The sequence below is a fragment of the Streptomyces sp. NPDC033966 genome (assembly GCF_055575955.1).
In genome coordinates, this window is record NZ_JBVIRQ010000022.1 from 47,721 (window position 1) to 59,931 (window position 12,211).

Consider the following 12,211-nt stretch of genomic DNA (forward strand, 5'->3'; position numbering starts at 1 on the left):
CGGGACGTGTCGAAGCTGACCGGGTGGTGGAAGAAGCGCAGCAGTGCGGGGAAGGTCGAGGTGTACACACGCTGGTCCTTCCACCTGTTCGTGCTCATCGAGATCGTGTCCTTCGGGCTGGTCGCCCTCGCCGGCAGCGTCGGCGACTCGGAGAACAGCACCCCGGCGGCGCTGGGCGGCGCGGCCTTCCTCGTGGTCGTCGCCCACGCCGTCCTCGTCGGCTTCCTCTCGTCCAGGTCCCTGGACGCCGTGTGCGGCCACCGCGAACGCCCGGTCCGGCTCGCGGTGGTGACGACGGCCGCCACCGTCGCGGCCGCACTGCTCTTCCTCTTCCTGCGCCGTTTCGGCAGCCTCGACGACTCCGTGGCCCCCGGCCTGGTGGTGGGGGTGACCTGCTTCGGCTGCGGATCCCTCGTCCTGGCCATGGAGAAGGTCCAGCACATGAAGTACGTACCCCTGGTCGCCGCGGTCGCGACCTCGGCGACCGTCGCCGCGCTGGGCCTGCCGCTGAACGAGATCATCGGCTACTTCGTCGCCGTCCTGCTGACGAGCGTCTTCCTCGCCTTCACCTGCGGGTTCTCCGGCTGGCTGCTGCGCACCGTCTACGAGCTCGACCACGCCCGGGAACTCCAGGCGCAGTTGGCCGTCGCCGAGGAGCGGCTGCGGTTCGGGCGGGACCTGCACGACGTGATGGGCCGCAACCTGGCGGTGATCGCCCTCAAGAGCGAGCTGGCGGTACAGCTGGCCCGGCGCGAACGCCCCGAGGCCGTGGACCAGATGATCGAGGTGGAGCGGATCGCGCGCGAGTCGCAGCGGGAGGTCCGCGACGTCGTGCGCGGCTACCGGGAGGCGGACCTCGCCGTGGAGCTGGAGGGCGCGCGCGGGGTGCTGAACGCGGCCGGGATGGACTGCCGGGTCGAGTACGCGACGGCCGGGCGGCAGCTGCCGGGCGAGGTGCAGTCCGCCCTGGGCTGGGTGGTCCGGGAGGCGACCACCAACGTCCTGCGCCACGGCGACGCGCGCAGCTGCCTGATCCGGCTCACCGCCCTGGAGGCCTCCGGCGCGGTGACGCTGCTGGTGGAGAACGACGGGGCCCCCGAGACTCCCGCCGGAATGCCCGGGTCCGGGCTCGCGGGGCTGCGGGAGCGGCTCGCGGCGGTGGACGGGACCCTGCTGGCGGGGCCGGCCGAGGGCGGCCGGTTCCGGCTGCGGGCCGAGGTTCCCCTGGACACACGACGAGTGGAGGTGCGGGCGTGAGCCCCGTACGCGTACTTCTGGCCGACGACGAGCACCTGATCCGGGGCGCGCTGGCCGCACTGCTGGGCCTGGAGGACGACCTCGTCGTCGTGGCCGAGGCGGCCTCCGGGCCGGAGGCGCTGGCGATGGCGCGGGCGCACCGGCCGGACGTGGCGGTGCTGGACCTGCAGATGCCGGGCGCGGACGGTGTGAGCGTGGCCACATCGCTGCGGGCCGAACTGCCCGACTGCAAGACCATGATCGTGACCAGCCACGGGCGTCCCGGACACCTGAAGAGGGCGCTCGCGGCGGGGGTGCGGGCCTTCGCCCCGAAGACGGTCTCGGCGCAGCGGCTGGCCGAGCTGATCCGCACCGTGCACGCCGGAGGGCGCTACGTGGACCCGGAGTTGGCGGCCGACGCGATCAGCGCGGGCGACTCCCCGCTGACGGCCCGGGAGGCGGAGGTGCTGGAACTCGCGGCGGACGGGGCGCCGATCGCGGAGATCGCGGAGCGGGCCTCGCTGTCGCAGGGGACCGTACGCAACTACCTGTCGTCGGCGGCGACGAAGCTCGGCGCGGAGAACCGGCACACGGCAGTGCGTCTCGCACGGCAGCGGGGTTGGGTATAGTGGTTCTCGCGCTACGGCGCACAGGCGGACATAGCTCAGTTGGTAGAGCACCACCTTGCCAAGGTGGATGTCGCGCGTTCGAGTCGCGTTGTCCGCTCAGTGAACGAAGGCCCCGATCGGTTGATCGGGGCCTTCGTCGTATCAGCTCCAGGTCTGGCCGGTGAGGCGCTCGTAGGCCTCGACGTACTTGGCGCGGGTCTGCGCCACGACTTCCTGCGGGAGGACCGGCGGCGGGAGCTCGCCCTTGGAGTCCCAGCCGGAGGCCGGGGAGGCCAGCCAGTCGCGGACGTACTGCTTGTCGAACGACGCCTGGGTACGGCCCGGCTGCCACTGGTCGGCCGGCCAGAAGCGGGAGGAGTCGGGGGTGAGGACCTCGTCGGCGGCGACGAGCGTGCCGTCCTTGTCGAAGCCGAACTCGAACTTGGTGTCCGCCAGGATGATGCCGCGCTCGCGGGCGATGTCGCGGGCGCGCCCGTACACGGCGAGGGTGGTCTGGCGCAGCAGTGCCGCCGTCTCCGCGCCGGTTGTGCGGGCGACCTCCTCGTAGGAGACGTTCTCGTCGTGGTCGCCGACCTCGGCCTTGGCGGCCGGGGTGAAGATCGGGGCGGGCAGCTCGGAGCCGTCCACCAGGCCCTCGGGGAGGGCGAGTCCGCAGACCGTGCGGGACTGGACGTACTCCTTGAGGCCGGAGCCGGTGAGGTAGCCGCGGGCCACGCACTCGACGGGGACCATGTCGAGGCTCTTGCAGACCAGCGTGCGGCCCTGCCAGTCGGCGGGGGCGCCGGCGGGCAGGTCGGTGCCGATGACGTGGTTGGGGACCAGGTCGGCGAGCTGATCGAACCACCAGAGGGAGAGCTGCGTCAGGATGCGGCCCTTCTCCGGGATCTCGGTGGGCAGCACCCAGTCGGCGGCGGAGATGCGGTCGCTGGCGACCATCACGAGGTTGCCGTCCTCGTCGCGGTAGAGGTCGCGGACCTTGCCGGTGTGGAGGTGGGCGAGGCCGGGCACCTGCACCGGCTCGGGCTTTTCGACGAATCCGGGCACGGGGTCTCCCTGTGGTTCTGTACGAGCGCGGGACCATTCTCCCGCACCGGGTGCCGTGCCCCGGGCAGGGGGGTGCGCCGGCCCCGGAGCGGCGCGTCTCGGCGGGGGCTCCGGTGGGGGCTCCGGTGGGGGTCCCGGCGGGGGGCCTCGGCGGGGGCCTCAGTCCCGCTTGCAGATCCGGTCGAGGAGGTTGGCCGTCGCCCGCTGGACCCGCTCGTCCACGTGCCCGGGGCGGTCGAGCGCCGGGGACCAGGCGAAGGTGCCCGACGCGAAGACCAGGGAGCCGCTCGGGGCCCGGTACAGGGAGGCCTCCTGGTGGCGCTTGGCCCCCTCGCCGTCGAGGTAGGGGGAGTGCGCGAGCAGGATCCGGTCCTGGTGCTCGGGGAGCTGCGTGCGCGGGAAGTAGCGGTCGGCCTCGCCGGCCACCAGCCCGTCGAGCTCGTCGTTCTCGGCGGCGCCGGTGGAGTCCCAGAGCCAGTGCGTGGCGTTGCGGACGATCAGCGGCGCGGGCTCGGGGACCCGCCCCGCGTACTGGATGCCGAGCAGTTGCTGTTCGGGGCGGTCGATCTCGCGCCACAGGCTGGGGCGGCCGGGGCCGCGGCGTTTTCGGCAGGTCAGGAGCCGGTCCTCGACCCCGGAGGGCGAGGGGGACAGCTCGACCTGCCAGTACATGGTGTTGGCGGAGAGGAAGACGAGCGAGGTGCCGTGGTCGCGGGCGCGCTCGACGGTGCGCCGCATCGGGACGGACCAGTACTCGTCGTGGCCGGGGAAGACCAGGCCCCGGTAGCGGGTCGGGTCGACGCGGCCGGCGTGCAGGTCGCGGGTGTCGGCGTAGGCGAGGTCGTAGCCGTAGCGCTCGGCCCAGCGGATGAAGTCGTAGGCGTGGCCCACGTGCAGGGGCAGGCCGGCGCCCGCGTAGGGGCGGTCGAAGGAGACGGTGATGGCGGCGTCGCGCTCGCCGAGCAGCCGGCCCTGCTCGTCCCAGGCGTGGTAGAGGCTGGCGCCCGTGCGGCCGTCCTCGGGGTAGAGGTTGTAGGCCTGCCAGGTGATGTCCGGGAGCAGCAGGAGGAGGTCGGCGGGGTGGTCGTCGCGGACCGTGAAGGGGATGTGGGAGCGGTAGCCGTCAGCGGTGGTGAGGACGGCCACGTAGGCGCCGATGCTCCAGTACGAGGGGACCTGGAGCCGCCAGGAGAGCCACCAGTGGTGGCAGGAGACGGTGCGGTCGGCGGTGAGCGGGGGCGGCTGGACGATGCCGGACAGCCGGGGACTGGTGGTGATCTTGGCGGCGCCGTCGCCGCCGTAGTGGCCGATCCGGTAGACGTCGACCGAGAACTGCTGGGGCGGGTCGACGGTGATGTGGAAGTCGATGGCCTCGCCGGGGGCGACGGCTCCGGTGGAGGCGAACCCCTTGATCTGCCGGTGGACGTCGTCGGCGGTGCGGGGGCCGCCGGCGCGGGCGCTCCGGGCGGGGCTGCCGGGGTTCCGGCCGGGGTCCTGGCCGGGGGTGGCGACGGCCGGGTCCACGTACCAGGGGACGACCTGGCCGGTGTCGTCGAAGTACAGCTCGCTGCCCCGGAACCAGGGCAGGGGGCCTTGGCCGAAGGGGTCGTTCACCGCGTGCGCGAGCGCACCTGACTCCCAACGCCGGATCTGGTCCGCACCCATACCGCTCCCCTCCCTCGCTCCCCCGAACGCGTTCGCTCCACTCAGGTGCGCGGCGGTTTTTTCGGACACCCTTCCGCGACCGGTCCCAAGCACATCACATAACGCACTCACTCCGTCACCGTTCGTCGTGAATTGACGTGACCGGAACGGCGGGGCGCGCGGCTCAGAGGAGGCGGACCGGCTTCTCGGGGCGTACGCCGAGCTCCGCGAGCCAGTCGCGCAGCGGCGCCGGGTCCCCGTCCTCGACGAGGGAGAGCACCCGGGGGGCGAGGTCGGCGCGGCGCTCGCCGCCGACCAGCAGGACGGGGCCGTCCAGCCAGTCCAGGCCGGGGCCCGCGCCGGCCGAGTCAACGGCGGCGCAGCAGACGAGGGCGGTGACGTGGTCGGCGAGCAGGTCCCGGCCGCTGCGCGGGGGCTGGAGCGGGAACAGCGGCAGCGTGTCCGCGCCGCCGCGCGGCTGGGGCCTGGCGGCTCCGGCGGCGCGCTCCTCCCGGGCCAGGTCGCCGCTGAGCCGCCCGGCGAGGGCCTCCCCGGCCGCGCCCTCCCCGGCGGGGTCGGTGAGGTAGCCGAGGACCCGCTCCAGCGTCGCCCCGCCCGGGGGCACCGGTTCGCCCGGGGCGGCCCGGTCCGCGGGGCGGGCGGCGGGGGGGGCGGTGGGGCCGCCGGAGCCGTTGGAGCCGCCCGCGGCGCCGCCCACGGACGCGGAGGCCTCGGCCGGGGCGGGAGCGCCCGTGGTGACGGGCACCGGCTCCGCCGGGGCGGTGGGGGCGTCCGGCCGGGGCGGGGAGCCGGCGGGCGGTGCCAGGTCCGCCGGGACGGACAGGGCGTCCAGGGCGGCGTGCAGGCGGGCCGCCTCGGTACGCCACTTGCGGTCCACGACCTCCTGCGGGTAGGCCGCCCAGTCCACGGGCGACCAGTCCGGCCCCGCCTCGGCCGGGCCGCCGTGGAACAGCCGGGCCGCCAGCAGGGAGGCGGCCTCGTCGACCAGGCCGGGCTGCTCCAGCAGGTCGCAGGCGGGGCGCTCGCCGAGCCGCGAGGTGAACCCCTCGGCCAGCCGGTCCCGCCGGGACAGCTCGGTCAGGGCGGAGACCACCCCGACGTCCAGGTGCGCCGGCCAGCGGCCCATCCGCCAGGCGGGCAGCGCGACCCGGGTCAGCAGCCGGTCCCAGCCCGCGTAGGCGAGGCCCACCTGCTCCTGGGCGACGATGCGCAGCCCGTAGTCCACGTCCTGTGCGCGGTCGGAGGCGGCGGCGGCCACCCCGCGCTCCATCTCGGCGGCGTCGGTCCGGCACAGCCGCAGCAGCAGCCGGGCCGGGCGGCCGATCCAGCCCAGGCCGGGCCTGCCGCCGATGTCCGCCGCCGCGTCGAGCCCGCGGACGAAGCCGCGCGCGTCGGCTATGTCCGGGTGCGCGGAGGGGCCCGTCCCGGCGACGACGGGCGCGAGGACGGCCCGTAGCTCCGCGACCCGCATCCACCACAGGAACGGCGAGCCGATCACCAGCACGGGGGCCGCGCCGCGCTCGGACTCCGGGCCGGCGCCCATCCCCGTCCGGCGGTGGGCGGCATGGGTGCGGTCCTCCAGCCAGCTGTCGCAGTCCGGGGTCAGGGCTATCGCGGAGGGCGCGGGGACGTCCATCCGGTCGGCCAGGTCCCGCACGAGCCGGTAGAGGTCGGGGGCGGCGGCTTCCGGCAGCGGCACCGTCGGGGTCACAGCGGGACCCGCGCGCAGCACCACCGCGCCGAATATCCCGCCCGCGAGCAGCACCAGCGCGGCCACCGCGCAGACGGCCAGGGTCACCGCCGGCCAGGGGTCGGCGGCCAGCCGGCCCGTCATCCGGGCGGCGACGAGCACCACCGCGAGGGCGGCGGGCAGCAGCACGGCGGCCATGGCCCTGCTGCGGACCCGCAGCACGGCGAGGGCCCGCGAACGCGCGGACGGCGCGCCCACTTCTGCGATCGAACCGGTTCCGGACACGGCCGGACCTCACCCCCTCTGCCCTGCGGCGGCTTTGCTCACTCCCCCACTGTGACACCCGCCACTGACATCGCAATGCCGGTGGGCCATGTGCCGGAATGCTTGCGCCGCACCCTAGTTGGGGCGGGGGCGGACGTCAGGCAGTCCGGGTGACGATCACCCGATGGAATGGCTTTGGGTAAAGGTGGCTGCGTTCGAAGGCGGCCGGATGCAGTCGCACGCGTACGCACGCGCGGGCCCGGTGCGCGTCTCCGCGCCCCGGGCCCGCGTCATGACGGCCGTGCTGGTCAGCGGCCTTCGGCCGCCTTGGCGGCAATGTCCGTGCGGTGCTGGGACCCGTCGAGCTTGATCCGCCCGACCGCCTTATACGCCTTCTCGCGCGCCTGCGCCAGGTCGGAACCGGTCGCCGTCACCGAGAGGACGCGACCACCCGCGCTGACGACGGCGTCGCCCTCGCGCCGGGTCCCGGCGTGCAGCACGTACGCGTCGGGCGCGTCCTGCGCCGCCACCTCGCCGAGGCCCTCGATCGGGTCGCCGGTGCGCGGGGTGTCGGGATAGTTGTGGGAGGCGATGACCACCGTGACGGCCGCGTCGTCGCTCCAGTTCAGCGCCGGGAGGGCGTTCAGGGTGCCGTTCGCGGCGTTCAGCAGCACGCCCGCGAGGGGGGTGCGCAGCCGGGCCAGGACCACCTGGGTCTCGGGGTCGCCGAAGCGGGCGTTGAACTCGATGACGCGGGTGCCGCGGCCGGTAATGGCCAGGCCCGCGTAGAGCAGCCCGGAGAAGGGCGTGCCGCGGCGGCGGAGCTCGTCCACGGTCGGCTGGAGGACCAGCTCCATGACCTCGTCGACCAGCTTCGGGTCCGCCCACGGGAGCGGAGAGTACGCGCCCATGCCGCCGGTGTTGGGGCCCTGGTCGCCGTCGAGCGCGCGCTTGAAGTCCTGCGCGGGCTGGAGCGGCAGCACGGTGACGCCGTCGGTGATGGCGAAGAGGGAGACCTCGGGGCCGTCGAGGTACTCCTCGATGACGACCCGGTCGCAGGCCAGCGCGTGGTCCCGGGCGACGGCCCGGTCCTCGGTGACGACGACACCCTTGCCGGCGGCGAGACCGTCGTCCTTGACCACGTACGGGGCGCCGAAGGCGTCGAGGGCCGCGTCGACCTCCTCGGCGGTGGTGCAGACGTAGCTGCGCGCCGTCGGGACCCCGGCCGCGGCCATCACGTCCTTGGCGAAGGCCTTGGAGCCCTCCAGCTGCGCGGCCTCGGCGGACGGCCCGAAGACCGGGATGCCGGCCGCGCGGACGGCGTCGGCGACCCCGGCGACCAGGGGCGCCTCCGGGCCGACGACGACCAGGCCGGCGCCGAGTTCGGTCGCGAGGGCGGCGACCGCCGCGCCGTCGAGGGCGTCGACCGGGCGCAGCTCCGCCACCTCGGCGATGCCGGCGTTGCCGGGGGCGCAGTACAGCGCGGAGACGTCGGGGTCGAGGGACAGAGAGCGGCACAGGGCGTGTTCGCGGGCGCCGCCGCCGATGACGAGGACCTTCACGCCGCCCAGGGTAGCCCGGACGGCGCGGCTGGTTTCGTGCGGCCACCCAATCAGCGGGGGCTACTCATTCGTGTATTCCTCCACAACGGTCGCTCCGAGCTCGCGCACGATCAGGTCGTGTCCGGTCAGGGCGCTGTCGACGAGGTCCGGGTCGTCCTCCTCCGGTACGTCGTCCTCGGGGGCGACCGGCGGCGGCGCCTGCTGTACGGGCGGCTGCTGCGCGGGGGCCGCCTGCGCGGGCGGCGGCTGATGGGCGGGCGGCTGCGGGGTCTGCTGCGGCGGGGCCTGCGGGGCCGTGGAGGGCGGGCTGTAGGCGGGGGCGGCCGGCGCGGAGTAGGAGGAGTACGAGGAGGGCGCGGCCGGAGCGGGTCCGCCGCCGCCGACCACGGCGTCGATCTTCCAGTTGACCTGGAACTGCTCGGCCAGGACCGCCTTCAGGACGTCCTCGCTGCCGCTGCTCGCGAAGTTGTCGCGGGCTCCGGCGTTGGGGAAGCCGAGCTGGAGGGTGGTCCCGTCGAAGCCGGTGACCTGGGCGTTCTGGCTGAGCAGGATCCAGGTGAAGCGGCGGCGGTTCTTGACGGCCTCCAGGACGCCGGGCCACATCGCCTGGACCTGGCCGGCCCCGGCCGACATCTCGGCGGAGGGCGCGGCGGCGGCCGGCGCGGGCGCGGAGGCCGCCGGGGCGGGGGTGGGCGCGGGGGCGGCCGGCGCCGGGGTTCCGCTGCCGGGCACGGCGGCGCTGGGCCACGCCCCGGCGGCGGGGGCGGCCGGGGTGGCGGCCCCGGGCCAGGCTCCGGGGGCGGGGGCCCCGCTGCCGGGCTGTGCGGCTCCGGGCCACGCACCGGACGCCTGCGCGGGCGCGGCGGCCGGAGCGGCGGCCTGGACGGGCGCCGGAGCCTGGACGGGCGCGGGAGCCGGAGCCGGAACGGAGGCCGGGGCCTGCACGGGGGCCGGGGCCGGGGCCTGCGCGGGCGGTGCCTGCGCCACGGCGGCGTCCGGCACGGGACCCCGTACGGCGGCACGCGCGGCGGCGACCCCGCCGCCGGGCCCGGCCGGGGCCATGCCGTGCGCCTCGGGCCCGGGCACGTAGCCCATGGCGGGGGGCGCGGCCGGCGCGGCGAAAGCGGCGGCGGGGGGCCCGCTGCGCTCCAGCCGGTCCAGCCGGGCCTGGAAGGAGCGCTCGTCGTCGAAGGCGGCCGGCAGCAGCACCCGGGCGCAGATCAGCTCCAGCTGGAGCCGGGGCGAGGTGGCGCCGCGCATCTCGGTGAGCCCGGCGTTGACCAGGTCGGCGGCGCGGCTGAGCTCGGCGGCGCCGAACACCGACGCCTGGGCCTGCATCCGCTCCACGACGTCGGCGGGGGCGTCGATGAGCCCCTTCTCCCCGGCGTCGGGCACGGCGGCCAGGATCACCAGGTCGCGCAGCCGCTCCAGCAGGTCGGCGACGAACCGGCGCGGGTCGTTCCCGCCCTCGACCACCCGGTCGACGACCTCGAAGGCGGCGGCCCCGTCCCCGGCGGCGAAGGCGTCCACCACGGAATCGAGCAGCGAGCCCTCGGTGTAGCCGAGCAGGGAGGTGGCCATGGCATACGTCACACCCTCCTCACCCGCACCGGCGAGGAGCTGGTCCATGACGGACATGGAGTCACGCACGGACCCGGCGCCGGCGCGCACGACGAGCGGCAGCACTCCGTCCTCGACCTTGGCGCCCTCGCGCCCGCAGACCTCGCCGAGGTACTCGCGCAGCGTCCCGGGCGGCACGAGCCGGAAGGGGTAGTGGTGCGTCCTGGAGCGGATCGTCCCGATGACCTTCTCGGGCTCGGTGGTCGCGAAGATGAACTTGAGGTGCTCCGGCGGTTCCTCGACCACCTTCAGCAGGGCGTTGAAGCCCGCCGAGGTGACCATGTGCGCCTCGTCGATGATGTAGATCTTGTACCGGCTCGACGCGGGCCCGAAGAAGGCCTTCTCCCGCAGATCGCGCGCGTCGTCGACACCACCGTGCGAAGCGGCGTCGATCTCGATGACGTCGATGGACCCCGGCCCGTTCCTGGCCAGGTCACGGCAGGACTGGCACTCCCCGCAGGGGTCCGGGGTGGGACCCTGCTCACAGTTGAGGCACCGCGCCAGGATGCGCGCGCTGGTCGTCTTGCCGCAGCCGCGCGGGCCACTGAACAGGTACGCGTGATTGACCCGGTTGTTCCGCAGGGCCTGCATCAGCGGGGCAGTGACATGCTCCTGCCCGATGACCTCGGTGAACGACTCGGGGCGATAGCGGCGGTACAGCGCAAGGGACGACACATCTACGAGGTTATCCGGGCCCACCGACAACACCGGCCCGCCGACGCCCCCGGACCCGCCCCGGAACGCAAAGCGCCCCTCACGCACCCGCCAGAGCCCACTTACCCTTGCTGCCTTCCGGCCCTGGGGGAGTTGGGTGAGATAGCGCCACGTGAGGGGCTGGGCCCCACCCTAGCGGATACGGGCCCCCGGAATCGAGCCGGACCCCTCCCCGGATCCGCACAGGACCTCCGGACCGGATCGTGTTCGCGAGCACCCCTCAACGTCTTGTATTGTTTGCGGCGGAGGATTCGCCTAGAGGCCTAGGGCGCACGCTTGGAAAGCGTGTTGGGGGCAACCCCTCACGAGTTCGAATCTCGTATCCTCCGCCAGTGCCTCACCGGGCACTTGAAGGCCCCGACCGGGAAACCGGCCGGGGCCTTCTGCGTTCCGTGGTCTCCGTTCCAGTCTCAGTCATTTGCGGCTCACCAGCGTCCAGCCGTTCGCCGGCGCGGTGCGCTGACGGGTCTGTCCACCACCGGGGGTGTGATCACCTCAGCGGGTCTGGTGCTGGCCGGCACCTTCGCGGCGATGGCCTCGCTGCCGCTGGTGTTCGCGGCCGAGCTCGGGTTCGCGGTGGCGTTCGGCGTGCTGCTGGACACCATGATCGTCCGCTCGGTGCGGGTCACCGCGCTGACCGTGGACGTGGGTCGATGGATGTAGTGGCCCAGCAAACTGTTCAGGCAGCAACTGATGCCGCCATTCCGGTCAGCTGTTCCAGGAGTTCGCCCGGACCTTCCGGGAGCCTCGTCGTCCTCCTCGTACTCCCCCACGCGGGCGGGAGAGAGCGGTTCGGTGTGCAGGCCACGGAGGATCCTGGCCGGCGTCAGCGGTTCGAACGCACCGCCGAGCACGGTCTCCAGGGCGGCTTCGAGCTTCTTCCGGGCGTCGACCGGACCGCTTCGGGTGGCGGTCTGGACGTGATGTGCGCGGGTGCGGTGGGGCCGGGCGGCTCAGACCTCGCGCCGGCGCAGGGACTCCTGGGACGCGACGTACTTCAGCATCAGGCGGGCGAAGTCCAGGCGTTCGCGCTCGCTCCAGTCGGCGGTGACGTACTCGAAGGCCGAGCGCTGGTGCCGGCGGAAGCGGATCATCAGCTCCTCGCCCTCCCGGCTGAGGTGGAGGACCGTACGGCGGCCGTCCTGCTGGGAGGCGGCGCGGACCAGGTAGCCGGCGGAGATGCAGTCGGACACCATGCGGCTGGCCACCGAGGGGTCGGTGCCCAGGTGCGCGCCCACGGCGCCGACGGTGACCTCGCGGGCGCCGTCCTGCCCGATCTCCAGGACGACGTTGAGGACCAGGGTCCGGCCGAGGTCCTTCTGGGAGATCGGGTCCTCGACCTCCAGGAGCGAGGAGCGCCGCAGCTTCCCGAACGCCGGGCCGACGGCGTTCAGCAGCTCTTCGTCACCCATGTCCGTCTGCTGCTTCGTCATGCCCTCATCGTATATCCGTGACCGCCGACAAACATATGTTGACGTGAAAACGCGTGCATGCAAGCATACATATGTCGGTGGTCAACGAACGGCTGCCGCTACGGACGAACGGAGCACTCCATGACCACCACCCTCGTCACAGGCGCCCGCGGCAAGGTCGGCCAGGCCCTCCTGCACCGCCTGCACTCCGCCGGCCGCGCCGTCCGCGCCGCCAGCGCCCGCCCCGCCGAACTCACCGTCCCGGCCGGCGTCGAGACCCGCGAGCTCGCCCTCGACCGCCCCGAGACCTTCGCCGCCGCACTGGACGGCGTACGCCAGGTCTTCCTCTACCCCGAGCCCGCCGGCATCCACGAG

At 74.1% G+C, this 12,211-nt stretch carries 9 protein-coding genes, 2 tRNA genes, 1 other RNA gene and 1 pseudogene; 6 read left to right on the forward strand and 7 right to left on the reverse strand.

All coding sequences use genetic code 11. From position 1 onward, the window contains the following. Nucleotides 1-6: 6 nt before the first annotated feature. From ACZ518_RS36615 to ACZ518_RS36625, 3 genes are all read left to right on the forward strand, one after another. Nucleotides 7-1,257, forward strand: coding sequence for a sensor histidine kinase (locus tag ACZ518_RS36615; protein WP_469117356.1), 1,251 nt, complete (start codon nt 7-9; stop codon nt 1,255-1,257). Then, entirely contained in the window at nt 1,254-1,865 is a 612-nt protein-coding gene (locus ACZ518_RS36620; protein ID WP_007265383.1) for a response regulator transcription factor, read from the forward strand. Before ACZ518_RS36615 ends, ACZ518_RS36620 begins: the two co-directional genes overlap by 4 nt. A 24-nt stretch (nt 1,866-1,889) precedes the next feature. Then, a tRNA-Gly gene (locus ACZ518_RS36625) sits at nt 1,890-1,962 on the forward strand. A gap of 44 nt (nt 1,963-2,006) precedes the next feature. Here ACZ518_RS36625 and ACZ518_RS36630 read toward each other — a convergent pair. The 6 genes from ACZ518_RS36630 to ffs form a co-directional block, all read right to left on the reverse strand. Further along, nucleotides 2,007-2,909 carry a phosphoribosylaminoimidazolesuccinocarboxamide synthase gene (locus ACZ518_RS36630; RefSeq protein WP_469117357.1) on the reverse strand — a complete coding sequence of 301 codons (903 nt, stop codon included), beginning with the start codon at nt 2,907-2,909 and terminating at the stop codon, nt 2,007-2,009. A gap of 159 nt (nt 2,910-3,068) precedes the next feature. Next, nucleotides 3,069-4,574 (reverse strand): N,N-dimethylformamidase beta subunit family domain-containing protein, encoded by a 1,506-nt coding sequence (locus ACZ518_RS36635; RefSeq protein WP_469117358.1) that lies wholly within the window; start codon nt 4,572-4,574, stop codon nt 3,069-3,071. A gap of 163 nt (nt 4,575-4,737) precedes the next feature. Further along, nucleotides 4,738-6,549 carry a hypothetical protein gene (locus ACZ518_RS36640; protein WP_469117359.1) on the reverse strand — a complete coding sequence of 604 codons (1,812 nt, stop codon included), beginning with the start codon at nt 6,547-6,549 and terminating at the stop codon, nt 4,738-4,740. A 287-nt stretch (nt 6,550-6,836) separates the two neighbouring features. Then, complete coding sequence (gene purD, locus ACZ518_RS36645) at nt 6,837-8,090, reverse strand: phosphoribosylamine--glycine ligase (protein ID WP_469117360.1); 1,254 nt, start codon at nt 8,088-8,090, stop codon at nt 6,837-6,839. Nucleotides 8,091-8,150: 60 nt separating this feature from the next. Further along, nucleotides 8,151-10,385 (reverse strand): DNA polymerase III subunit gamma and tau, encoded by a 2,235-nt coding sequence (locus ACZ518_RS36650; RefSeq protein WP_469117361.1) that lies wholly within the window; start codon nt 10,383-10,385, stop codon nt 8,151-8,153. A gap of 65 nt (nt 10,386-10,450) precedes the next feature. Then, nucleotides 10,451-10,549: signal recognition particle sRNA small type (ffs, locus tag ACZ518_RS36655), an RNA gene on the reverse strand. A gap of 119 nt (nt 10,550-10,668) precedes the next feature. On the opposite strand from ffs, the gene ACZ518_RS36660 reads away from it, so the two are divergent. Further along, a tRNA-Ser gene (locus ACZ518_RS36660) sits at nt 10,669-10,756 on the forward strand. Between the two features lie 115 nt (nt 10,757-10,871). After that, nucleotides 10,872-11,195, forward strand: a pseudogene (locus tag ACZ518_RS36665) (MMPL family transporter); the annotation flags it as partial. Between the two features lie 182 nt (nt 11,196-11,377). Here the strand turns inward: ACZ518_RS36665 and ACZ518_RS36670 are convergent. After that, nucleotides 11,378-11,857, reverse strand: a complete 480-nt coding sequence (locus tag ACZ518_RS36670) for a MarR family winged helix-turn-helix transcriptional regulator (protein ID WP_469117362.1) — start codon at nt 11,855-11,857, stop codon at nt 11,378-11,380. A 120-nt stretch (nt 11,858-11,977) separates the two neighbouring features. Between ACZ518_RS36670 and ACZ518_RS36675 the strand changes: the two genes are divergently transcribed. After that, nucleotides 11,978-12,211, forward strand: a 234-nt coding sequence (locus ACZ518_RS36675) for an NAD(P)H-binding protein (RefSeq protein ID WP_469117363.1), incomplete at its 3' end; no start/stop codon positions are given.

What these genes read in the sequence shown, in the direction of transcription:
- ACZ518_RS36635 (WP_469117358.1), bottom strand. Translation starts at nt 4,574, where the DNA reads ATGGGTGCGGACCAGATCCGGCGTTGGGAGTCAGGTGCGCTCGCGCAC.
- ACZ518_RS36670 (WP_469117362.1), bottom strand. Translation starts at nt 11,857, where the DNA reads ATGACGAAGCAGCAGACGGACATGGGTGACGAAGAGCTGCTGAACGCC.